The sequence below is a fragment of the Gordonia sp. DT30 genome (assembly GCF_049844915.1).
Lineage (GTDB): Bacteria > Actinomycetota > Actinomycetes > Mycobacteriales > Mycobacteriaceae > Gordonia.
In genome coordinates this window covers 96413-120149 of sequence record NZ_JBNCLY010000011.1, presented here as the reverse complement: position 1 = coordinate 120149, position 23737 = coordinate 96413, and the positions used below count along the sequence as shown (strand labels likewise).

The following is a 23737-nucleotide window of genomic DNA, read 5'->3' as shown; positions in this document are numbered from 1 at the left end:
CTCAGGTCACCGGCAATTGGACGATGAGTTCGGGCTTCTCGGCGAAGATCTCGCGAATGATGCTCATGTCGAAGACCTTCTGCGTGGTCAGCCCCGAAGTCCCCATCAATCCCAGCGAATTGATGTTGGACGCCATCAACGCGTCCGAGAGCCCCAGGAGTCCGTTCTTGTTGGTCTCCTCGGTGACGATCAGCGAGTTGTAGATGTGTGCCTCGTCGGTCATCACCGACAGATCCAGCTTCTGATCCTTGCCGAAGGTGTCGACCGCATACTTCGCAGCTTGCACCGGATCGCGGACCGCGTCGATCCAGCCGCGGACCTCGGCGGTGAGGAACGACTTGATCATGTCGCGCTTGGTGGCCAAGGTGTCCTTGGTGACGATGTAGGCCAGGTTGACGAACGGCAGGCCGTGATCGGCCAGACCGATGGTCACGGGCGTGAAGCCGGCGTGCCGCACGAGCACCGGCTGGTTCGGCTTGTAACAGATGAGAGCGTCGAACTTGCCCTGTTCCAACGGCTCTGGCGAGAACTGGGTGCTCACGGTCTCGACGTCGGACTCGGCGATCCCGTTCGCCTTGAGGAATCCCTTCCATGTCGGCATGTCGCCGTTCTGCACGCCGACCCGCTTGCCCTTCAGCTCCGCGACGGTGTTGACCGGAGTCTTCTCCTTCAACGACAGCACGCAGTACGGGTTCTTCTGCAGCACCGCACCCAGGACGACCAGCGGAGCTCCCTTGGCGATCGCGGGCGCGGTGGACGCGATCGACGACAGACCGATCTGCGCCTTGCCCGACAGGAGTACTTCCTCCGGGGTGGTCGAGCCCGGGTTGGCGAGGAGGTTTGCCGCCGTCATTCCGGTCAGGCCGGCCTCGCGGTAATAACCCTTCTCCACCGCAAAGTAGCTGCCGGCGAATTCGACGTCTTTGATCCAGGACAGCTGGAAATTCAGTGCCTTGGTGTCGCCGGCGCCGGCGCTGCTGTCACCGCTGCTGCCGCACGCCGCAAGAAGTGATGCGCCGCCGATCGACACGGCGGCCGCGCCGCCGAGGCGAAACAGTCCACGGCGACTGATGGTCCATGGTGGGTTCGGTTCGGTCATAGGGGATCTCCAACAAACGGGGAGTGGATGGGTGGGTGGGGCCGAAATGGGTTGGTGGGGCAGAAACGGGTCGGCGGGTCAGACCTGCCAGGGGAAATGCACGAAGGGGCGCTCGGCCTGTGTCTCCGGGGGATTCTCGGCGTACTCGAGCAGTTTCTGCCGTGCTTGTTCGTAGCCGTATACATCCGGCTCGAGTTGCGGGCTCACCCGGGAACCGTCTTCGAGGAAGTCGATGATGTTCATGCCCGCGGCCTGACCGGACCGGGTGTGCTTGTCCTTGGCGTAGTCGGGCACGACCGGCTTGCGACCGGCGGCGAACTCCGTCATCAGGATGCTCTTGATGCAGTCACTGGAGCGCTCCTTGGTGCACCGGCACAGATACCGGATCGCCTGGACGAAGAAGATGGCCCGGTCACCGTCGCCGTAAGGGAAGTGCAGCCGGATCTGCGCATACGTGTGGACCAGTTGGGCCGCCTGCACGTCGCCGAATCCGATGTCCTCGACGCTGATCACCATCAGCCGTCGCCACAGCTTCTCCTCGAATTGCAAACTCGTGTGGTACATCTCGTACGCAGCGTCGAGCGCGTCGGATTCGATGCCGCGGCGGATCGACTTCTGGAGCATCGACACCAACTCGTCGCCGGGAATCCCGTTGCGCGACTTCACGTCGGACCATGTGTCGTAGTACTCGTCCTTCTTCACCACTTGACTCCCTATCTCGCCGCGGTGGCCCCGCGTCCGTGTCGGTAGTCATCGTGCGTGGTGTCCGCGCGGTTCGCACGTCGAGTTGCGCAAATATCGCACAACTTTTCACGCTCGTAACAAACCCGGTCGGTTCTGCCACCTCGCGGAGGCGCGCAACGGGTTACAGTGTGCCCAGTAGTCGGCCCCGCGGCGCAGGTCACCGCGCGGTGCTGAGAAAGAGTGCAGTGCAGAGAAAGGGAGTCCCGTGGATCGCCCCCGTCTACGCGATATTGCAGATCATGCCCAGGTGTCGGTGTCGACGGTGTCGCGATACCTGCGCGGACAGATCGTCCTGCGACCGGAGACCGAAGCCCGGATCAAGACCGCGGTCGCCGAACTCGGTCTCGCGCCGGCCGTGGTCGGCGCCCGTGCACCGATCGGTGTTGTCTTTCCGGCACTTTCGACGTTTCCGTGGGCCAACATCGCCGACGAGGTCACCCGGGTCTCGTTCAGCCGGGACGCCTCGACGCTGATCGCCACCGCCCTCGAGAGTCCGGAACGCCATGCGCAACTGCTGAGTTCGCTTGCCGACGGCCTGGTCAGCGGAATCATCACGACGAGCTACCACCTCTCGGCCAAGCTGTTGCGTGACATCTCGAACGCCGGAGTGCCCGTCGTCCTGGTCGATACCGACGCGGTGACGGGTCTCGATTCGGTTGTGGTGGACAACCATTCCGGCGCCTTCCAGGCAGTGTCGCTGTTGACCGCGCAAGGACATCGCAACATCGCCATGGTGGCCGGATACGGGGATCTGACGCCGACCGTCGAGCGGCGACACGGCTGGGCAGATGCGCTGTCGCTGGCCGGCATCGATCCCGACGATCAATTGACGTTCTTCGGGGACTTCACCGAGGAGTTCGGCATGGCCGTGTTGTCGCACCTGCGCATGGCGTCGACGCCGCCCACCGCGGTTTTCGCGGGCAGCGACGTGATCGCGACGGGACTGATGACCGCAGCCCGGCAGCAGGGCATGAGCCTGCCCGACGAGTTGTCGATCGCCAGCTTCGACGGTTCCCCCTTGTGCGACAAGCTCACTCCCCCACTCACCAGCATCCAGGTGCCGCATGCGGCCATCGCGGCGGCCGCCGTCCGGCTCGTCATGGCCCGCTGGGCAGAGCCGGACCGGCCCGCCGAGACCGTGGTCGTGCCGGTCGCGCTACGTCACGGCGCATCGGTGGCCCCGTGCCGTGCGCGCAGCGACGTCTCCTGAGCAATGCAACGTTTGCGTTAATTGCGCAACAGTTTTCTAGGATGTTCGCTAGGGTCGAGGGCAGTGCCGCAATTCTCGGCACCCGCGTTGTGCGCTGTCGACGTTCGTCACGGTTGTTCCCGCTGAGCCATGCCACCGTCTTCGGTTCGGGCAGTCAGCGTCTCGTGCAGTATCCGATTACCGGTCGACAGCACATCATTGCCCCGCGCAGAATTCGAGGAGTCCAACGGTGAGCGCACCAACCCAGAGCATCGACACTTTGATCACACACGCCGACGTCATCACCTTCGATGACGAGGGTTCCCTGTTCGACGACGGTGCGATCGCCATCGACAACGGTTCGATCGTCGAGATCGGGCCGACAGCCGCTCTCACAGCAAAGTTCTCGGCCATCGAGACCGTCGATGCCGCCGGGATGATCGCGATGCCCGGACTCATCGACGCCCACCTGCACACGGCACAGACCATGATGCGTGGGCTCTTCCCGGAGGTCATCCATCACGGCAATCTCGAGCAGCCCATGTGGCGAAAGTACTTGATACCGTTCGAGTCCAACCTCACCGACGACGACATGGAACTGTCCGGCCGGCTCGCCTACTCTTCGCTGTTGCTCACCGGGACAACGACATTCTTCGACGCCGGGGGCCCGCACCCGGACGCCGCCGCGCGCGCCGCGGTCGACACCGGCATTCGGGGCATCATCACCCGCTCGACGGTCGACGACTCGTTCGACATCCCCGAATCGATGCGGCTGACCACCGATCAGGCGATCGAGGAGAACATCGGACTCGTCGAACGCTGGCCTGCCGGCGGACGCGTCACCGGGGCAATGGCGTTGCGCCAGATCATGAACTGCAGTCCGGAACTCATCACCGCGATCCACCGCGAGGCCACGGCGCGCGGGGTCAAGGTCCACACCCACCTGCTCGAGGGCAGCGACGAGATCGCCTTCTCCGTCGTCCGTTACGGGAAGCGCCCCGTCGAATTCCTCACCGAACTCGAGGTCTTCGACTCCACCCTGCACTGCGCGCATTCGGTGTTCGCCAGCCCGTGGGATGTGGCCGCCTATGCCCGGTCCGGCGCGAGCGTCGCCCACTGCGCCAACAACTACATGTTCGGAGTCCCTCGCGCACTGGAGTATTGGCGGTCGGGAGTGGCGATCGGCCTGGGCACAGATGGTGCGGCCACCTCGCCGGGCACCCTCGACATGTTCCGGATCACCGAGGCGGTCGGCCGCGGACAGCAACATATCTACGGTGTTCCGGTCCACGAACACTTCCTGCTCGAACCGGACGAACCGCTGCGGATGGCCACCCGTGGTGGCGCGCGAGCACTGAACATGTCGGAAAAGATCGGCCGACTCGAGGCCGGCCTGGCGGCCGATATCGTTCTGCTCCGCACCGATGGCCCGGACGGCGTCGCCGTCTCGCCGCTCGCATTCCTCGTCGACGGCGCGACCGGACGTGACGTCGACACCGTATTCGTCGACGGTCGACGGGTCGTCGAGGGCGGTGAACTCACCACCATCGATGTGGCGGAGACCCGCGCCCGCGGCGTCGCGCGTCAGAAGGATCTCGTCGCAGCGTTCCAGAACGTCTGACTTGGGCCCCCGACTTGGGGCCTTGGCGCCGACCGAGACTCGTTTAGGCCGCAGACGAAAAGGGTATGCGCGGCGAGTATCGGAGAACGTCGGTCGTCGAGTCAAGGAGGCTGCTGTGGGATTGTTCGGGCGAGAGCGTGATGAGCGGGTCGCCGGCCGGTGGGCCGATCCCGACCTGCCCAAGGTGGTGGTCGTGGGCGGCGGCTTCGGGGGTTTCTATGCGCTGCGACGACTCGAACGGTCGCTTCCGGCGGAACAGGCGAACCTGATGCTCGTCGCGCCCAACGACTATCTGCTGTACAGCCCACTGCTGCCGGAGGTGGCGACGGGCGTGCTCGATCCGCGCGACATCGCCGTCCCGCTGCGCCAGACCCTGCGCCGCACCCGGCCCGAGTTCGGCCACGTCACCGGCGTCGACTTCGACGCGCGCACCGTGACCGTCCTCGGCCGCGACGGGCAGGACACCGTCCGCGACTGGGACCGTCTCCTGCTGGCCCCCGGATCGATCACCCGCCAGTTCGGGATCCCGGGTCTCGCGGAGAACGCCCGCGGGATGAAGACTCTCGAAGAGGCGATCTTCCTGCGCAATCACCTACTGGCGCAACTCGATCTGGCCGACACCATCCCCGACACCCCCGAGGGTCACCTGGAGCGCAAGGAACGGTTGACCGTGGTGGCGGTGGGCGCCGGGTACACCGGTACCGAGTTCGTCGCGCAGATGCAGAAGTGGATCCACGACGTCGCCGACCGCTGGGACAGCTTCGGCCCCGGCGATATTCGCTGGCTGCTCCTCGACATGGCGCCGAACGTGCTGCCCGAGCTGGGACCGCGACTCGGCGCGGACGCGCTGACGGTGCTGAAGGACCGTGGTGTCGAAGTGCGCCTGAAGACCAGCGTCGCGTCGGCGACCCCGACGTCGGTGACCCTGACCGACGACGATGTCATCCCCACCCGCACGCTGGTGTGGAGCGCGGGTGTCGCCCCGAGCCCGCTGATCGCCTCGCTCGGGCTGCCGACCGCCAAGGGCCGCCTCGTCGTGAACGACGATCTGAGTGTTCCGGGACTCGAGAACGTGTGGGCGATCGGGGACGCGGCGGCCGTCCCGGACCTCACCAAACCCGCCGGCGACGACGGTGAGCGTCCTGTTGCCGCGCCGACCGCGCAGAACGCCCAACGCCAGGGCGTCGCGGCCGCACGCAACATCGCGGCGAGCTTCGGGGTGGGCCAGGCGAAACCGTACAGTCACCGGGACCTCGGTCTGGTCGCCGATCTGGGCGGTCCGGAGGCGGTGGCCAAGCCGCTCGGCGTCTCGCTGTCCGGGCGGCCCGCCAAGGCGGTGACCCGCGCCTATCACCTGTACGCCCTGCCGAGCGGGGCGGCCAAGCTCCGCGCCGCGACCGAGTGGTTCCTGGATGCGGTACTGCCCAGTCGCGTCGTCGAGCTCGACGACGTCAAGCCCGAGGATGCGCGGATGTCGGCGGCGCAGAAGACCGATATCTACAAGTCCGACAAGTGATCAGTCTGCATCACCGAGCACAGCACGGCCGAGCTGTTCGCAGGCACGGAGTGCGAGCTCGACGTTGAACCGATCGTCGTCGAGTGGGCGTCCGCGGAGTTCGGCGGCGCGATCGATCCGGTACTTGACCGTGTTCCGGTGCAGCCGGAGTCGGCGCCCGACCGCCTGATAGCTTCCCCCTTCATCGAGGAAGACCAGGAGCGTCTCGCGTAACCGCTGCGCCGGCTCGTCATCGGCGGCGAGCGGACCGAGCACCGACGACACCATCGCCCGTGCGGCCGGGATGTCCCCGGCCAGCAGTGCGGCGGTCCGGATACCGGGTTCGGCATAGGACGTGACCTGCGCGGCCCGGTCGGCGGCGACGGTGGCCACCGAGTGCGCCTTCACCGCTTCCTGATGGGAGGTGCGGAACCCGGTGATCGACGCCCCGACGGTACCGAGTGCGATGCGGACATCGCTCGACTCGGCGGCCGCGCGTCGTCGCACCGCTTCCAGGTCGACGTGGGTCTGGTTGCCGCCGAGCGGGATCCACGCCCAGCCCAGCGATCGGTCCTGGGGGATGAACAGCGGTTGACCGTTGCTGCCGACGGCGTCGCCGATCGCACCCGCCACCGATTCCAGCCGCCGTAACGTCGTCGTGGTGTCGCTCGTGGTCGCCGCCCACAGCACCACGCCGAGATGATGCCGGCGCAGTCGATACCCCAGCGCGTTCTCCGCCGTCGACACCTCCAGGTCGGTACCGGCCAGCAGCGAGGCAAGGGTGTTGGCGCGCAGGGTGTTCCGATTGGCCAGCCACCGTTCACGCTCGGACTCGTAGGCCACGACGACCAACTCCGAGACCCGGTCGACATACCGGAAACCGAGTTCGTGCATCAATCTCATTGCGGCGTAGGCGACCTCGGGATCACGCTCGGCACGCGAGATCTCGCGGAACGCATGATCGAGGATGCGGCGCTGGCCGACCCGATAGGCGCGGATCAGCGCCACCGATGACGTGCCGCGCTGCGCGAGACGCTGGGCATAGGCTGTGGCCGCCGCGGGCGCCGCGACGTCACCGATCGGCAGCGAATGCTGTGCGAGGTGGACGAAGGTCTCGATGTTGCTCTCGGCGCTGGCCCGCAGAAGCTCGAGCACCATCGGATCGCCGCGCAACTCGGGAATCGCCTCCACGAGCTCGAGGTGCAGCGCCGTCGCGGTCTCGGTGATGTGCGCCCCCAGGCTTCTCGCCACCTCGCTGACACGCCGCGCCGCGCTCTCGGCGACATCGCGCGGTATGTCGTCGAACTGCGTCATGACGAGCGCCTCCTGAGGTGATCGACGTGCCCGAGGCCGTGGGCAACCGGAGTCGATCATCGCACCGGGCCGGGCGCTCCCGCACCGACACCGCGCGACTGGTCAGCGAGGTGATGTGTCAGCGGGTGAACAACGTCCGACGTCATTTTCGTGCGCCCAGCACAGTGCCTTCGGGCACGTCGGTTCCTAGCGTGGTCAGTGACCCAGAGCACATATATCAGAAGGAACGTCATGCCGCACATTGTCAGGCCCACCGCGACCCCCGCCACTGCTCTCCGAGGATGACCACCACCATGCCGACCGGCTACCTTCCCTGGACGCGCCCCGCCGAATGGGGTCCTCGGATCTGTGTGCGCGACGACCGCGAGGAGCTCACCTACGACGGGTTCGCCGCGCGCGTCGACGCCGCGGCCGAGCAGTTCACCGACCTCGGCATCCGGCGCGGCAGCGTCGTGGCGGTGATGCTGCCCAACCGGATCGAGCTGCTCACCTCGATCGTCGCGGCATGGCGCCTCGGCGCCGTCGCGACACCGATCAACCCGGTGTTCACCGCGACCGAGGCCGCGTACCAGATCGGCGACTCCGGTGCCGACCTCGTGGTCGTCGCAGACCCGGAGGCTCCGACCGCCGGCCGCACCCGTCTGCTGGCCGACGACCTCCGGACCGTCGCGCAGCGGCCGCTGCCCGCCCCGATCACCGACGAGGGCGCCCTCGCGCTGCTGATCTACACCAGTGGTTCGACGGGGAAACCCAAGGGTGTCATGCTCACCCACGGCAACGTCGCCGCGATGTCGTCGATGATGGACGAATCGCTGGGGCTGAGCGCGACCGACCATTGCCTGCTCGTGCTGCCGCTGTTCCACGTGAACGCCATCTGTGTCAGCTTTCTGGCGACGATGCGCAGCGGCGGTCGACTCTCGATCCTCGGCCGCTTCCACCCGGCCGAGTTCATGCGGGCGGTGGAGGAGCTGCGGCCGACGTATTTCTCCGCGGTCCCCACCATCTATACGCACCTGCTGGCGTTGCCGTCGGCGCTCGACTTCGACACGTCGTCGGTCCGCTTCGCGATCTGTGGTGCGGCACCCGCATCCGAGGAACTGCTCCGTGGCGTCGAGGACCGGTACGGCTTCCCGCTCATCGAGGGCTACGGCCTCACCGAATGCACCTGTGCGGCAAGCGCCAACCCGATCGACGGGCCGCGCAAGCCGGGCACCGTCGGTGTCGCGCTGCCAGGACAGACCGTCGGCGTCATGGACGCCGACGGCTCTCTGCTGCCTGCCGGGGAACGCGGCGAGGTCGTGATCCGGGGTGCCAATGTGATGCGCGGCTACCTCAACCGGCCCGAGGCGACGGCCGACACGCTGACCGACGGCTGGCTGCACACCGGTGATATCGGAATCCTCGACGAGGACGGATACCTGCAGTTGGTCGATCGCATCAAGGACATGATCATCCGGGGCGGAGAGAACCTGTACCCCAAGGAGATCGAGACCGTCATCGCCCATGACCCGGCCGTCATCGAGGTCGCCGTCATCGGCCGGCCCGATCCCGTATACGGCGAGGTGCCGGTGGCGTTCGTCGCCGTTCACCCGGAGCGGACGACGACCGCGGCGGCCTTGCACGATCTGTGCACCGAGCACCTGACGAAGGTCAAGGTGCCGGTCGAGATCACGATCGTCGATGCGCTGCCGAAGAATCCGGTCGGCAAACCCGACAAGCCGGCGCTGCGCACCCGAACCGCAACCACCACTGCCATCGGAGCCTGACATGGGTTTCTTCACCCCCGCTCCCGAGCCGATGCCCGCGGCCGAGCTGCTGGCGCTGCCGCTGCGCGACCGGCTCCGCGTCCTCACCACCACCTGGGTGACCGAGGGATTCAACACCCCGCGCATGCTGCACGTGGTCTACGTGCTCAAGATGTTCGGTCTGTATTTCGCTGTCGGCCTTGCGATCACGTCGTGGACGTCGTCGACCGTGGCGTTCACCGACCCGGCGACGTGGTTCACCCACATCATCACCTACCAGAAACTCGCCGTGTGGCTGATGCTCCTCGAGGTCATCGGTCTGGCGGGCGCGTTCGGCCCGCTCTGCGGGCATTTCGTCCCGATGCTCGGCAACATCCGCTACTGGATCCGCCCGGGAACCATCCGGATGGCGCCGTGGGCGCGGAAGGTTCCGCTCACCGGCGGCGACGAGCGCACCGTGTTCGACGTCGTGCTCTTCCTCGCGGTGCTCGCCGCCCTGGTGTTCCCGCTGGTGGTCGACGCCGCCCCGGTTCCGCATGTTCCGGTCGGCACCACCGCCCAGGAACTGATCCCGGCCTACGCGTTCATCCCGATCCTGGTCGTGATGCCGCTGATGGGGTTGCGCGACAAGGTGATCTTCCTGGCCGCCCGGTCCGAGCAATACCTGCCGATCATGCTGTGGTCGGCGATCCTGGGCGCCGTCGTCCTCCGTGGCGGTTCCACCGCGGCCGATTTCGTGGATCTGGTGATCGTCTTCAAGATCATCATCGTCGTGGTGTGGGTCGGGGCCGGGGTGTCGAAGCTCGGTGAGCACTTCATCAACGTGATCCCGCCGATGATCTCCAACAGCCCCGGACAACCGGATTTCCTCAAGAAGGCGCATTACCGGGACGCGCCGACCGATCTGCGTCCGAGTCGCCTGGCATGGTTCATGGCGCACGTCGCGGGCACGACCGTCGAGATCGTGATCCCGCTGGTGCTCCTCCTGGTCACCAACAGCGCCGTGGCGATGATCGGCGCCGTGGTGATACTCGCCTTCCACATCTTCATCACCTCGACATTCCCGCTCGCGGTCCCGCTGGAATGGAATGTCTATTTCGGCTATATCGCGATCGTGCTCTGGGGCGGATTCGGGGACGGCTTCGATGCCTCGACGTACGGCATCTGGAATTTCCACCATGGGTGGATTCTGGTCCCGGTGTTCGCGCTCGCCCTGTTCGGTCCGATCCTGGGCAATCTCCGGCCCGATCTGGTCTCGTTCCTGCCGTCGATGCGCCAATACGCGGGCAACTGGGCGTCGGCGGTGTGGGCGATGCGCCCCGGCATCGAGGAGCGTCTCAACGAACTGCCCCTCGTCGAGAACCAGATCGACCAGCTGCAGCGCATGGCTCCCACGCCCTATTCGCGCGACGACGCCGAGATGATGCTGCAGAAGGCGGTCTGCTGGCGATCGATGCACAGCCAGGGCCGCGGGCTGCTCTCCGCGATGTACGAGCACCTCGACGACATCGAGAGCCGGACGATGCGCGAAGGTGAGTTCATGTGCAACACCATCCTCGGCTGGAACTTCGGCGATGGGCACATGCACGACGAACGGCTCATCGCCGCCATCCAGAACCGACTCGGTCTCGAACCGGGAGACCTCGTCGTCGCCTACTGTGAATCGCAGGCGACTCCGTGGAAGGTGAGCACTCCGCAGCGCTACCGGGTCATCGACGCGGCACTCGGCGTCGTCGAGCGCGGAACGTGGCAGGTGTCCGACTGCGTCGGCGAGCAGCCGTGGCTGCCCAATGGACCTGTCCCGCTGGATGTTTCGTGGAACGCGCCCGGGTTCGTCCGCCAGCACACCCTCACCGGCCGCACGGTCGACGATCGGATGATGGAGAGATGACAACAGCTGTCGTGGTCGGGAGCGGACCCAACGGACTCGCCGCTGCCGTGCGCCTCGCGCAGTCCGGGATCGACGTCACCGTCGTCGAGGCCGGTTCTCGGCCCGGCGGCGGCACCCGGACCGGCGAACTCACCGTTCCGGGTCTGCTGCACGACGAATGTGCAGCCTTCCATCCGACAGGCGTGGCATCGCCGTATCTGGCGTCGCTGGATCTCGAGCGGTACGGACTGCGCTGGCTCTGGCCCGAGATCGATCTCGCGCACCCGCTCGACGACGGGCGGGCCGGGCTCGCCGGCCGCGACCGGGCGCTCACGCCGGCATCCCTCGGTGCGGATGCGACGCGGTGGTCGCGGATGTTCGATGCGGCCGTCGATCGGTTCGACGACCTGATCGACGAGGTGTTCCGGCCGATCCTGCACGTCCCCCGACACCCGCTCACCCTCGGCAGGTTCGGTGTGCGCGCCGCGATGCCCGCGACGGTGGCGGTCCGGTACTTCCGCGACGAGCCCGCGAAAGCGCTGTTCATGGGTGTCGCGGCGCACGCCTTCCATCGGCTGGACGGTCCGCTGTCCAGTTCGGTCGGCATGATGCTCACCGCGGCGGCCCACGCGGTCGGCTGGCCGGTTGCCGAAGGCGGCAGCGAGGCGATCGCCCGCGCACTGCTGGCGAAGCTGTCCGAGTCGGGCGGCACGGTGATCACCGATGTCCGGGTGACCTCGCCGGCCATGCTCGCCGATCTGATCGGCTCGAAACCCGACCTCGTCCTGCTCGACACCGCGCCCGCCGGAGTACTGCAGATCGTCGGCGACGCACTACCGGCCCACGTACGGCGGTCGTTGACCCGCTACTCCTACGGCCCGGCGGCGTTCAAGGTCGATTTCGCGATCGACGGCGACATCCCCTGGACCAACGACGACTGCCGCCGTGCGGGCACTGTGCACCTCGGTGGCTCCGCGGAGCAGATCGCGCACACCGAACTCGGCACCGTGCGTGGCCGGATGGCCGAGCAACCGTTCGTGCTCCTCGGACAGCAGTATGTGATCGACCCGAGCCGTTCGAGCCCTACCGCCAATCCGATCTACGCGTACGCCCATGTGCCACATGGCTACTCGGGAGATGCGACGGAGGCGGTGACCCGGCAGATCGAACGGTTCGCCCCCGGATTCCGCGACCGGATCCTTGCGGTCTCGACGCGAGGGCCCGCAGCGCTCGAGGCGGACAACGCCAACTACGTCGGGGGTGACATCAGCGCCGGCGCGAACACCATGCGTCAGGTCGTCATGCGTCCCCGAATCGCCGTCGACCCGTATGCCCTGGGCGTCCCCGGTGTGTACCTGTGCTCGGCGGCAACGCCTCCCGGGGCCGGCGTGCACGGAATGGGCGGGTTCCACGCGGCGGAGTCCGCGCTGGCGGACCTGGAACGCCGGTGAACCGGAACGGTTCGGTCAGAAGTACAGGTCCTTTTCGCGGACGAGCGCGGTCGCGACGACGCTGATCGCGGCGGTGAGCACCAGATAACCGGCCGCGAGCCAGGGGGAACCGTGGTTCGCGCCGATCAGCGCGGTCAGGATGAGCGGCGTCAGGCCCGATGCGTAGATACCCGAGAACTGGTAGACGACCGACAGCCCGGTGTAGCGCACGCGAGTGGGATAGAGACTCGCGAAGAACGTGCCCTGCGCACCGTAGAACAGGGCGTGGACGATCCCGAATACCAGGACGAGCCCGAGCGTGAACCACAGCAGATCGGCGGTGCCGAACAGCGCGAAGACGGGATAGATCGAGACTCCGTAGGCGACCATGCCCGCCAGGTAGATCTGTCGGGGACGGTAGCGGTCGGTGAGCATCCCCGACACCGGCAGCAGCACGGCCATCACGACCGAGGCGATACTGACGGCCACCAGCACCGCGACCTTGTTCATGTGCAGGGACGACGTGGCGTAGGCGATCGCGAAGACGCCCCAGGTGTTGAACGCCGATCCCTCGCCCCACCGCGCCAGCAGGCCGAGGATCGTATTACGGGTGTTGGGCTGCAGTACAACGTCTTTGATCGGCACCGACGACTTCTCGGCGAGCTCGTCGACCTCGGTGAAGGCGGGGGTCTCCTCGACCTTGAGCCGCACCACGAATCCGACGACCACCAGCACGATGCTCACCAGGAAGGCGATGCGCCAGCCGTAGGCGAGGAACTGACTGTCGTCGAAGGCGACCTGCAGCAGTGCGAAGACGGCGGTGCCGAGTGCGAGCCCGATCGCGAGTCCGATCTGCGGGATGCTGCCGAAGATTCCGCGCCGGCGCGCCGGGCTGTGTTCCACCGCGAGCAGCACCGCACCCGCCCATTCGCCGCCCAGCGCGAAGCCCTGCAGTATTCGCATCAGCAACAGCAGGACGGGTGCGGCGACCCCGACCTGCGCGGCGGTCGGCAGCACGCCCATGAGTGCGGTCGCGACGCCCATCAGCACCATCGTCAGCGCGAGGGTGCGTTTCCGTCCGATCCGGTCGCCGATGTGCCCGAAGACGACGCCACCGATCGGGCGGACGACGAAGCCCACCGCGAAGGTCGCGAACGCCAGCAGCGTGCCGGTGAACGAACTCTGGTCGGGGAAGAAGATCTTGTTGAAGACGAGGCTCGCGGCGGTGGCGTAGAGAAAGAAGTCGTACCATTCGATCGTGGTGCCGAGCAGGCTCGCGGCCACCACCGTGCGCAGCCGTTTGCGGCGCTCATCATCGGTTTCCGACGCGGTGCCGGCACGGGCCGGCGACGACGAGACCGCCGGAGTGGTCAAGGAAGTCGACATGGGTGTCGGACGCTATCGCCCTGGTCGTCGGGTGCACAGGTTAGGAATCTCGGTGAGTCAAACCCCGGCCCGAAGTACCGGTTCGACGAGCCCGATGACTTTCGGCACGTATCCCGGTCTATCCCAGTGTTCGCTGTTGACGGTCGTCGAAGGAGTGGTTCGGGTGCGGGATCTCGTGTTGAAGATGTCGATGTCGTTGGACGGGTTCGTCGCCGGCCCCGGCGGCGAACTCGACTGGCAGTTCCGTTCGCGCAGCGAGGACTCGACGGACTGGGTGCTCCAGACGCTCTCGCAGGCAGGTCTGCACGCCATGGGCCGGCGCACCTACGACGGTATGATCGACTACTGGCCGACCGCGTCGGGCCCGATGGCAGCGGCGATGAACGAGAGCCCGAAGGTGGTGTTCACCCGCCAGGAGACACTGCACCATCGGGACGTAACACCCTCGGCCGCCGAGGGTTTCGGCTGGGATTCGCCGCGGCTCGCGAATGGCGAACTCGCCGAGGAGATTCGGCGACTGAAGGAAGAACCCGGCGACTACGTTCTCGCCCACGGCGGATCCCTGTTCGCCCGCAGCCTCATCCGGTCGGGTCTTGTCGACGAGTACCGGCTGCTCATACATCCGGTCGCGCTCGGCCGCGGCCTCGCACTGTTCGCCGATCTCGGCGAGCCCGCCGATCTGAGGCTGGTCGACGCGACCGCGTTCAGCGGCGGTGTGGTGGCCCATGTGTACCGGCCGGCCGGCACCTGAGAGATCCGAGCTCTGCGTCGTCGGCTCGCATGAGAATCACGACGTGCCGGCACTACTGGCCAGTGCGTGCTTGCCGGTCGGCATCTGCTCTTCTTCGAGGGCTCGATGGGCGATCCGATTCAGTGCGGCGGTGACGTCGGCGGTGAGTTGGGCGTGGTCCCCGTCATCCGAGAGCCAGTCGTGGACCTGGCCGACGAGCCAGTCCCGCCAGGCGGCGGTGATCGCGTCGACCTGGGTGCGGCCGTCCGCTGTCGGCTGCAGGCGTTCGCCGTCCCGGCTGAGGTATCCGGCGTCGACGATGCCGTCGTAGAAGGAGTCGAGGACGCCGACGGGTATGCCGATCCGTTGTTCGATGTCGGCTTGGCGGGGCTGGACGTCGAGGAACTTCGCGGGCAAGCCGACGGTGAGCAGACCCCATGCGGTGGGGACGTCGAGCGGGCTGTGCGCGGCCTGCAATGCTTGCGCGAGAACCGATCCGCGGTCTCGGCGATGCAGAATGCGTCCGATGATGGTTTCGAGCGTGACCTCCGAGCGGCTGTTCTCCGGCATGGCGAAACCTTCCGACGGACCGCGGGCGGCCTCTTTCGCACTGTCGCGCAAGGGAACCTGAGGCAAGAAGAACGCCAGCACGAACGCCAGGAGTGCTCCCGGCACCACCCAGAAGAAGATGAACTGCGTGGACTGGGCGTAGGCGTGCACGATCGGGGCGCGCTGGGCGGAGTCGAGTGCATGCAGGAGCGCGGGTTGCGTGGCCGCCGCCGGGTTGGTGAGTCGTGCCTGCGCGATCGCGGCAGGTAGTTCGGTGCCGAGCTTGTTGGAGTAGAGGGTGCCCATCACGGCGGTCCCGAACGACATGCCCAGGGTGCGGAAGAAGGTGACCGCCGAGGTGGACGTGCCCAGATCGTGGTAGCTGGACGTGTTCTGCACGACCATCGTCAGCACCTGCATGATCAGGCCGATCCCGGCGCCGAGGATGAAGATGAAGATCGACGTGATCAGGATCGAGGTGTGCTCGTCCATCCGGGACAGCAGATAGAGCCCGATCGCGATGACCGCCGACCCGGCGATCGGGAAGATGCGGTACTTGCCGGTGCGGCCGACGACACGACCGGAGTAGATCGCGGTGATCAGCAACCCGACCATCATCGGCAGTGTGCGCAAACCCGATTCGGTGGCCGAGGTACCCTGGACGTACTGCAGGAAGGTGGGCAGGTAGGTCATCGCACCGAGCATCACGAATCCCACGACGAACGACAGGATCGCCGCGACGGTGAACACCCGCCTCCGGAACAGATGCATCGGCAGGATCGGTTCGGTCGCATGGAGTTCGACGAACACGAAGATGACAAAGGCGATCACCGCACCGATGAACAGCCCGATGATGGTCGCCGACCCCCACGCGTATTGCGATCCGCCCCAGGACAATCCGAGGGTCAATCCGACCGATCCGAGAGTCACGAAGACCACACCGAGATAGTCGATCTTGCTGCGGATCTTCTCGGCGGCGCCGGGGATGAACGCGATCGACATCCCGACCACGATGATCGCCACCGGCACGTTGACGTAGAACGCCCACCGCCACGACAGGTGGTCGGTGAACAGCCCGCCGAGCAGGGGGCCGATCACCGTCGTCACGCCGAACACCGCTCCGAGCGCGCCCTGGTAGGCGCCGCGCTGGCGGAGCGGGATGACGTCGGCGATGAGGGCGGTGGCGGTCACGGTGATGGCGCCACCGCCGATGCCCTGCACCGCGCGCGAGATGATCAGCATGGCCATGCCGCCGGAGAGTCCGCAGAAGAACGATCCGACGATGAACACCACGACCGCGCCGATCATCATGTTCTTGCGTCCGAAGAGATCGCCGAGCTTGCCTGCCAGGACCGTCGACACCGTTTCGGCGAGCATGTACGCAGTGATGACCCAGCTCATGTGGCCGCCGCCCCCGAGGTCACTGACAATCGTCGGAAGCGCGGTGGCCACGATGGTCTGGTCGAGCGCGGCCAGCAGCATCCCGACTGCGATGGACGCGAAGATCAGGTTCCGCCGGGTGGGCGTGAGCGCTGGTCGTGCCGCCTCGGTCGCCATCGCCGTCGTGGATGTGGCCATCGACTCCTCCGATCCGACCGGGCACGCGATGGACCGGCCGACGCTGATACCGCCGGGTTGTCAGTGGCCCACGCTACCGGCCGGGGTGGCCGCGGGTCGGCTGTCTGCGGGATCGTCCGGATAATCGGTAGCGCGACGCCCGATCGCCGCAATTGTCCACCGTCTCAATGCTTGCGGTGCACCTGCTCGACTCCACCCGCACGCCACGTCGTGATGTCGAGGTGTCCGTCGTCGATCTCGACGGCCGCCGCGCCGACGACATCCGTGGCGAAGAAGTGGTCGAAGGCGCGTCCGCGCAGGTCGAAACCGGTGTCGTCGTAGAGATCCGCCGCGAAGCGCTGATGCAGTGCCGTGTCCCGGACATCCTCGACGGTGCCCCACACCTTCGCGTCGCCGTCGGTGACCTGGGTGTCGACCGTCGCGGTGTGCAGTGTGAAGCGTGGGTCTCGGGCGAGGTCGGCGAACTTCGCGGTGTCGGGCATGCCGACGAGCCACAGCTGCCCTTCGAAGAAACGGGGCTCCATCGGGCTGATCCGTGGAAAGCCGTCCGCACGAAGTGTGCCCAGCATGCAGAGGTTGCCGGTCGCGGTGTGACGCCGACGGAACACGGCTGCGATTCGTGGTGCGGTGTGCTCGAATTCGTCCCAGGTGGCCATGTGTTCACGATAGGACCGGCGGGTGCGGCGCGGGCCCGTCCGGCGAACGCCGTGCTCTCTCGGTCTAGGCGAGGTAGGTGCCGAGGGCGTCGAGGAGACCGCGTGTGCCTTCCTCGCGGCCCGTACCACCGTCCCAGAACCGGTCGAAGAAGACGCCGTGCTCGGCGTGGGTGAACCGGGTGCCCTCGTCGATCGGGTCGAACTCCAGCGATGCCACCGACGTCGACATGTGGATACCGTCGATCCACATGTCGTAGCTGGTGACGATGCGGTTGTGCTCGACGATGTCGGTGTAGGTGGCCTCGTACCGGGAGACCCAGCCGTGGTGGAAGATGCCCTCGGAGACGTCGCGGCCGCCGACTCGGAAGTCGAAGGCCCATTCGCCGGGCTCGATGTCGTCGCCTGCACCCCACCAGGCCAGCTTCTGTTGTTCGTCGGCGAAGGCGTCCCAGACACGTCCGATCGGGGCGGCGTATTCGCGGGTCAGGGTGAATCCGGAACGGGCGAGGCGGCGTTCGACGGTCATCGGGTCTCCTATCGGGTGAACGTGACGTGGGTGGTGCCGCTCTCGGCCGTTTCCGTCGTCACCTTGTGGGTGGATTCGAGGCCGCGCAGGTCGTCCCACAGCCGGTCACCTCGCCCGAGGACGACCGGGGCGACCATGAGATGCACGTGGTCGACGAGTCCGGCACGCAGGAATTCGCGTGCGGTCCGCGCACCGCCGCCGACGCGCACATCCGCTCCGCCGGCCGACTCGGTGGCCTCGGCGAGCACCTCTTCGATTGCGCCACTGCGGAAGTGGAATGTCGTCCCCCCCTGCATCGGGATCGCCGGACGCGGCGCGGTGTGGGTGAGCACGTAGACCGGGGTGCCGAACGGTGGTTCGTCACCCCACCAGCCCTGCCATTCCGGATTGTCGGGGAAGGCGTGCAGACCGAACATGGCCGCACCCATGATCTCGGCGCCGACACCCTCGAAGAATGCGGCGGCGTAGGTGTCGTCGACGCCGGTGGTGCCGGCGCCACTGGTGTCACCGAAGATGCGTTGCCGGAACGTGCGGGTGGCGACGTAGGCGGCCGTGAGGCGTTCCCAGTCGTCACCCATCGGGTTGTCGGCGGCCTCATCGGCCACCGAGGTGTAGCCGTCGAGCGAGACGAACATGTCAAGACGTACGCGGGTCATGTCAGGTTCCCTTCGGGGTGGAGCGGGTCAGGTGGATGCCGAGCCGGTCGGCGTGGCGTTCGGCGGGGGTTCGTTGCTCGTCGAGCCACAGGTGCACGACGTCGAGGGCCCCGGGGCGCAGGCTCACGGTGCGGACGCGGCCCTGTTTCTCCGACGTGATCAGGCCTGCATCCTCGAGCACGCGCAAGTGCTGCATGAGCGAGGGCAATGCCATCGAGAACGGTGCCGCGAGGTCGGACACGACCGCCGGCGACTTCGCCAGGCGTTCGACAACGGCCCGCCGCGTCGGATCCGCGAGAGCCCGCAGGACCGCGTCGAGCTCGGCGTGATACTTAGGCACATGCCTAAGTATCGGCGATAAGGGACGAGGCGTCAAGGGGCCCCGGCTGTTCCGCACCGACAGCGCCACACGGGCCATCAGCGACGCGGCGCCCGCGGCCCGCCGCACCACCGTTGGTCACGCTGCGGTTGGGTTCTCGGCGAAGCGATATCCTGACCCGATTCGTGGCGGTCGATCGTATGAGGCAGGTGCAGTGACCGAATACCAGACCGATCCCGCCGCTGTGCGGCGGTGGCCCGTTGACCCGGCTGCCCGCGCCGCGCTGGAGGACTACTTCCGGCGAGCCGCCCGCCAAGAGTCGATACCCGCTCTCGCTGGAAGCGACCGCGACTTCCGAGGTGCAGATCTCCGCGGCCTGAATCTCGGTGGCGCCTGGTTTTCCGACGCGGATCTTCGGGGTGTCATCCTTCGTGGCAGCCGGCTCAACGGGGCCTGCTTGTCCGCGGCAGATGCGCGTGGTGCCGACCTCACCGACGCTCACCTTCGGAAGGCCGATCTGTCCGATTGCAATGCCGCACAAGCGGTTCTGCGAGGTGCCTGCCTGCAACGGTGTGACCTCGACACGGCGATCCTGCGCGAGGCCGACCTCACCGGCGCGGATTGCCGCAACGCGTTCATGCCCGATGTCGATCTGCACGGCGCGACCCTGGATGCCGTTCTGTTCGACTCCGGCGAGGGTCCACCGACCTCGGCGGCAGCCGGCTGTTCGGGGCGACGCTGCACGGTGCCACGGGCCGCATCTCCGGAGCGATCGATGTGGGTGACGAAGCACCCGACGTCCTGAGTGGACCGCACCTGCAGTCATGGCTGGCCACCCGCGGAGCCCGGATTCAGGTCGTCTGACAGGGGCGCCGCTAGCCTTGCCCTGATGCCAGCGGATGACGGAGCAGTCGGAGGTGCGGATGAGCAGCCAGGCGCGGTCGACCGGGCAACCCGGCCTGTGGTCCTGCGTCGGGTGGCGGCTGCGGCCTTCACGACGAACTCTGGCGACGGTCCTCGGTGGCAGCATCGTGGCCGCGGCGGCGATCGTGATCGTTGCGGCCCTCTCGGCCCGCGCTCGTACCGGTTGCACCGACGACCCCTCAGCCCCAACTACGGGTGAATCCTGCACCTTCGGTCGCGCACGGCACCCACGGTCGGTGTCGTCACCGAGATTCCGGCACACCCCGAGTACCTGCTCATCGGCGTCGTGCTGGCGGTGGCCGTTGTCGCCGGGATCGCGGCTTACTTGTTCTGGCCGCGACGCGTCACCCCTTCGGAATGGGCCGAGTTCGAGCGCCGCGCTGCCGCGATGCGGTCGGCGGTTCAGGAGCTCGCCCAACACGATCCGACACCGCGCGCGGCACAGCGGCTGCACGAACTCGACAAGGAATATGCGCAGATCCAGACGCGCTACGCGCCGAGTTCCAGCCCACTCTCGACCGGATGATCACGACGGCAGCGGCCACGTAGACCTCTACGGCTTGACGCTCAGCAGGCTCCGCACCTTGTCGAGATGCGCCGCGAATTGCTTCGTTCTGCGCTTGCGGCCGAAGGTTTGGAGGGTGGCCGTATCCAGGTCGGCCTCGCTGATCCCGGGATTGTTCTCCTTCAGGAAGCGCATGGCATTGGCGACCTCCACCGGACTGATCTCGGTGAACTGCCGATCGACAGTGCTGTCGTTGGGACGGAACTCCGTCCATGCCTTCGGGTCGAGATCGGTTGGCCAGACCGTCTTGTCGTCGTCGACCACCAGTCCGGTCTGCTTGATCTGGTAGATCAATTTCTTTTCTCGTGCCGACCAAAGACGTTGAACTCCAAAGGAAGCCGCGGTGAGCGCAGCCAGCCGATTGATGTGAATCGGACCCTCGAAATCGGCGATCTCCACAGCGACCGCTCGGACTTTATCTTTTGCCACCTTCTTGGGCAGGTCGTCGAGGACAGCAACATCACCGACCACCACGACCGCCCACGGCTCGAATTCGGAACGGCCCGAACCGATCGTCGGCGTCTCCGTGGAATCGGATCGCGTCAACACCGATGGATCCGGCCGGACCACTTCAGCTTCCGGCTGCGCTTCACCTTCTGGCTGCGCATCTGGATCGGATTTCGAGGGCTCTGCCGGCTGCGTGGGCGCTGGGACGACGTGCTCGGCGATCCCACGTTCCACGGCCAAGCTGTCGAATGCCGCATCACGGAGCTTCCGTGCGTCCACGGCTCCGGGCTCGTCGCCGAAATGCTCGAGGAGTCGCACTGCGAAATCGTGTGCGCGCCAAGCATCGAGCGTCGTCAGGTCGTCGTGGTGCGCCCAGCGGTTTCGCACGATTCGGAGCTCGTTGCCGAGCGTGCTCACCACACGGGTGTGGTCATCGAACGGATATCCGAGGTTGCCGACGCGTTCGGTGATGACCCTGAGCTGCGATTGCAGATCGGTCGCAGAGTAGAACTTGGGCGTTTTGCCCTTCATCTTGTCGAGCTCACTGAGTACGGTCGGCCACGGTAGGTCACCGAGGTTCGGCGCGAGCTTTGTGCCGATGATCGGATCGAGTCGATTCGCAAGGTGATGGAGACCGTCATCGACGGAGTGGCGTGGATCGAAAGTCATTGGGCTGCCTCCTCGAGTACCCATTTGCCTTTCACGGCCAGAAAGGTCGCACGGCCGCCTTCGTGCTCCTGGCGCAGGGCAGTGAAAGACCCGCGATCGTCGGCTCTCGAACGCACGGCAGTTCTCCCTCCAGTTCGGCTCGGCAATGGAGCCGCCCATGTGCAACCCCGGTGAGGGACCCTATCGGCAACCGGTGACAAAAACTGCGAATGTCCTACAGCGTGCGACGTCTCGCCCAGGCGGCGAAGGACCGTCCGAGATGTGCGGCCGCCGCACAATAACGAAAGGCCAGGCCGCATCCCGCGACCTGACCTGTGTGTTCCGATTTGAGCTGAACCGCTCGTGGTGGGCGAAGGGGGACTTGAACCCCCACGTCCCGAAGGACACTGGCACCTGAAGCCAGCGCGTCTGCCATTCCGCCACTCGCCCGTGGCCGCCGACTGATCGGCGGGCATGACCGTGATCGTTGGGTTCGATCAACAGCCTGCACGACGATAGCACCGCGCGGCCCGTAGTAGAAAATCGGGCAGCCCGGCCCTGCGCTGGACGTGGTCGTCATTCGAGCGGTCGAAGACCGGCAACTGGACGTGAATCCGCTGGTCAGACACCATGGAGTCAGGTGGTGCGTCGCACCTGACGGTGCTGATACGTATGTTGCAGACGGTACGACAGTTGCTTCACGGCAGCCTTGGCCGTCAGTATCGGTATCATCTAGAAAGGCTATACGCACGGCGACACGCCATATAAGCCGCGAAGGGAGGTCGGCGGTGGGTATTCTGCAGCGGATCGAACGCAAGCTCGAGGGCGCGGTCGACGACGGTTTCGCCCGGGTATTCGGTGGCGAGGTCGCCCCGCAGGAGATCGAGAACGGCCTGCAGCGAGAAGCCGAGGGCTCGTTGGAAGACCTCGGAGACGGTACAATCCTGGCCGCGAACAGCTACACGTTGCTGTTCAGCCCGACCGACCACGAGCACGTTGCGGCCGAGTACGAGTTGAACCGCAAGCGGTTCTCCAAACACCTGGAGAACTTCATCAAGGACAACGGGTGGCAGACATACGGTCAGGTCGTCGTCGAATTCGACCAGTCTCCGTCCCTGCATACAGGTATGTTCCGTGCGCGCGGCGCGGTCAATCCGGACGTCGAGCCGCGCGCGGTGCGTAACGGAGACGCACGCCGACCACGTTCACAGCCGCATCCAGAAGGTGTGGCCAAACAAGTAGTAGGAGCCCCAGACATGACGCAGAACCCCGGATATGACCAGCGCAGGGGCCCGGAACCTGCGTACGACCAGGGCCACGGCCAGCAGGGCGGCTACGACTACCAGCAGGGCTACGGACAGCCCGGCTATGGACAGCAGGGCTACGACCAAGGCGGCTACGGGCAGCCGGCGCCCGATCAGGGCGGCTACGGCCAGCAGCCCGGTCAAGACCAGGGCTACGGTCAACCGGGCCAAGACCAGGGCGGGTATGGCCAGCAAGGCTACGACCAGGGCTATGGACAGCAGGGCTACGCACAGCCCGCCCAGGGATACGACCAGGGCTACGGTCAGCCGGGGTACGACCAGGCGGGCTACGACCAGCAGGGGTACGCCCAGCCAGGCCAGGGATACGACCAGGGCTACGGCCAGCCCGGCCAGGGATACGACCAGGGCGGCTACGGCCAGCAGGGCTACGACCAGGGTTACGGCCAGCAGGGTGGCTACAGCCAGCCGGGTTACGACCAGGGCGGCTACGGCCAGCAGGGCGGCTACGACTACCAGCAGGGCTACGGGCGGCCGGCCGCCGGCTACGCGCCGACCGCCATCACGCTGGTCCTCGAGGACGGCAGCAACCGCACCTTCGCGTTGCGCGAGGGCTCGAATGTCATCGGCCGCGGCCAGGATGCGCAGTTCCGGCTCCCCGACACCGGCGTCTCGCGTCGTCATCTCGAGATCCGCTGGGATGGCAGCACGGCGATGCTCACCGACCTCAACTCCACCAACGGCTCGACCGTCAACGACGTCCAGGTGAACAGCTGGGAGCTCGCCGACGGTGATCGGATCCGGGTGGGGCATTCTGACATCACAGTCCGGTTCCAGTAGCGGCGAAAGTCACCGGCGCGTCTGTCCGCTGTCTGCGCGGCCCTCGTCGGACGCAATCTGTTGATGCAGAACTGACACATCTGAATGACGGGCCCGCCGGATTGAGCCCATAAGATGCAGTCGGGTCTGTCGATGCAGACCCGT

20 protein-coding genes and 1 tRNA gene are annotated in these 23737 nt (G+C 66.5%); 10 read left to right on the top strand and 11 right to left on the bottom strand.

Going from position 1 to position 23737, the window contains the following annotated elements; all coding sequences use genetic code 11:
* Position 1: 1 nt before the first annotated feature.
* The gene (locus ACLQ3C_RS12630; protein ID WP_425705406.1) at positions 2–1099 is read right to left on the bottom strand and encodes an ABC transporter substrate-binding protein; all 1098 of its coding nucleotides are present in this window, start codon (positions 1097–1099) and stop codon (positions 2–4) included.
* Positions 1100–1177: 78 nt separating this feature from the next.
* Entirely contained in the window at positions 1178–1801 is a 624-nt protein-coding gene (locus tag ACLQ3C_RS12625; RefSeq protein WP_425705405.1) for a hypothetical protein, read from the bottom strand.
* 247 nt (positions 1802–2048) lie between these two features.
* Here ACLQ3C_RS12625 and ACLQ3C_RS12620 point away from each other — a divergent pair, with 247 nt between their 5' ends.
* From ACLQ3C_RS12620 to ACLQ3C_RS12610, 3 genes are all read left to right on the top strand, one after another.
* Positions 2049–3053 carry a LacI family DNA-binding transcriptional regulator gene (locus ACLQ3C_RS12620; RefSeq protein ID WP_425705404.1) on the top strand — a complete coding sequence of 335 codons (1005 nt, stop codon included), beginning with the start codon at positions 2049–2051 and terminating at the stop codon, positions 3051–3053.
* Positions 3054–3282: 229 nt separating this feature from the next.
* On the top strand, positions 3283–4653 hold the full coding sequence (locus ACLQ3C_RS12615) for an amidohydrolase family protein (RefSeq protein ID WP_425705403.1): 1371 nt from the start codon (positions 3283–3285) through the stop codon (positions 4651–4653).
* A gap of 115 nt (positions 4654–4768) precedes the next feature.
* A complete protein-coding gene (locus tag ACLQ3C_RS12610) occupies positions 4769–6169 on the top strand; it encodes an NAD(P)/FAD-dependent oxidoreductase (RefSeq protein ID WP_425705402.1) in 1401 nt (466 codons plus the stop codon).
* Here ACLQ3C_RS12610 and ACLQ3C_RS12605 read toward each other — a convergent pair whose 3' ends face one another.
* Positions 6170–7462 (bottom strand): PucR family transcriptional regulator, encoded by a 1293-nt coding sequence (locus ACLQ3C_RS12605; protein WP_425705401.1) that lies wholly within the window; start codon positions 7460–7462, stop codon positions 6170–6172. It abuts the gene before it with no gap.
* A 281-nt stretch (positions 7463–7743) separates the two neighbouring features.
* Here ACLQ3C_RS12605 and ACLQ3C_RS12600 point away from each other — a divergent pair, with 281 nt between their 5' ends.
* From ACLQ3C_RS12600 to ACLQ3C_RS12590, 3 genes are read left to right on the top strand one after another with little or no spacing between them, the layout of a single operon-like run.
* A complete protein-coding gene (locus tag ACLQ3C_RS12600; RefSeq protein ID WP_425705400.1) occupies positions 7744–9228 on the top strand; it encodes a class I adenylate-forming enzyme family protein in 1485 nt (494 codons plus the stop codon).
* 1 nt (position 9229) lies between these two features.
* Positions 9230–11098 (top strand): DUF3556 domain-containing protein, encoded by a 1869-nt coding sequence (locus ACLQ3C_RS12595; RefSeq protein ID WP_425705399.1) that lies wholly within the window; start codon positions 9230–9232, stop codon positions 11096–11098.
* Entirely contained in the window at positions 11095–12528 is a 1434-nt protein-coding gene (locus ACLQ3C_RS12590) for a phytoene desaturase family protein (protein WP_425705398.1), read from the top strand. Before ACLQ3C_RS12595 ends, ACLQ3C_RS12590 begins: the two co-directional genes overlap by 4 nt.
* 15 nt (positions 12529–12543) lie before the next feature.
* Here the strand turns inward: ACLQ3C_RS12590 and ACLQ3C_RS12585 are convergent, their stop codons facing one another.
* Entirely contained in the window at positions 12544–13893 is a 1350-nt protein-coding gene (locus tag ACLQ3C_RS12585; protein WP_425705397.1) for an MFS transporter, read from the bottom strand.
* A 94-nt stretch (positions 13894–13987) separates the two neighbouring features.
* On the opposite strand from ACLQ3C_RS12585, the gene ACLQ3C_RS12580 reads away from it, so the two are divergent.
* On the top strand, positions 13988–14644 hold the full coding sequence (locus ACLQ3C_RS12580; protein WP_425705396.1) for a dihydrofolate reductase family protein: 657 nt from the start codon (positions 13988–13990) through the stop codon (positions 14642–14644).
* A gap of 36 nt (positions 14645–14680) precedes the next feature.
* On the opposite strand, the gene ACLQ3C_RS12575 is transcribed toward ACLQ3C_RS12580, so the two are convergent.
* The 5 genes from ACLQ3C_RS12575 to ACLQ3C_RS12555 form a co-directional block, all read right to left on the bottom strand.
* A complete protein-coding gene (locus ACLQ3C_RS12575) occupies positions 14681–16750 on the bottom strand; it encodes an MDR family MFS transporter (RefSeq protein WP_425705395.1) in 2070 nt (689 codons plus the stop codon).
* A gap of 164 nt (positions 16751–16914) precedes the next feature.
* On the bottom strand, positions 16915–17406 hold the full coding sequence (locus ACLQ3C_RS12570) for a pyridoxamine 5'-phosphate oxidase family protein (protein WP_425705394.1): 492 nt from the start codon (positions 17404–17406) through the stop codon (positions 16915–16917).
* Between the two features lie 64 nt (positions 17407–17470).
* Positions 17471–17932 carry an SRPBCC domain-containing protein gene (locus ACLQ3C_RS12565; RefSeq protein ID WP_425705393.1) on the bottom strand — a complete coding sequence of 154 codons (462 nt, stop codon included), beginning with the start codon at positions 17930–17932 and terminating at the stop codon, positions 17471–17473.
* Between the two features lie 8 nt (positions 17933–17940).
* Positions 17941–18588 carry a dihydrofolate reductase family protein gene (locus tag ACLQ3C_RS12560; RefSeq protein WP_425705392.1) on the bottom strand — a complete coding sequence of 216 codons (648 nt, stop codon included), beginning with the start codon at positions 18586–18588 and terminating at the stop codon, positions 17941–17943.
* A gap of 1 nt (position 18589) precedes the next feature.
* Positions 18590–18928, bottom strand: coding sequence for an ArsR/SmtB family transcription factor (locus ACLQ3C_RS12555; RefSeq protein ID WP_425705391.1), 339 nt, complete (start codon positions 18926–18928; stop codon positions 18590–18592).
* 193 nt (positions 18929–19121) lie between these two features.
* On the opposite strand from ACLQ3C_RS12555, the gene ACLQ3C_RS12550 reads away from it, so the two are divergent.
* Positions 19122–19712, top strand: coding sequence for a pentapeptide repeat-containing protein (locus tag ACLQ3C_RS12550; RefSeq protein ID WP_425705390.1), 591 nt, complete (start codon positions 19122–19124; stop codon positions 19710–19712).
* 414 nt (positions 19713–20126) lie between these two features.
* Complete coding sequence (locus ACLQ3C_RS12545) at positions 20127–20357, top strand: hypothetical protein (protein WP_425705389.1); 231 nt, start codon at positions 20127–20129, stop codon at positions 20355–20357.
* A gap of 27 nt (positions 20358–20384) precedes the next feature.
* Here the strand turns inward: ACLQ3C_RS12545 and ACLQ3C_RS12540 are convergent, their stop codons facing one another.
* Positions 20385–21671: a Swt1 family HEPN domain-containing protein gene (locus ACLQ3C_RS12540; protein ID WP_425705388.1), complete on the bottom strand. Its 1287-nt coding sequence runs from the start codon at positions 21669–21671 to the stop codon at positions 20385–20387.
* A gap of 184 nt (positions 21672–21855) precedes the next feature.
* A tRNA-Leu gene (locus ACLQ3C_RS12535) sits at positions 21856–21941 on the bottom strand.
* Positions 21942–22279: 338 nt separating this feature from the next.
* Here ACLQ3C_RS12535 and ACLQ3C_RS12530 point away from each other — a divergent pair.
* Positions 22280–23593, top strand: coding sequence for a DUF3662 and FHA domain-containing protein (locus tag ACLQ3C_RS12530; protein WP_425705387.1), 1314 nt, complete (start codon positions 22280–22282; stop codon positions 23591–23593).
* Positions 23594–23737: the final 144 nt, after the last annotated feature.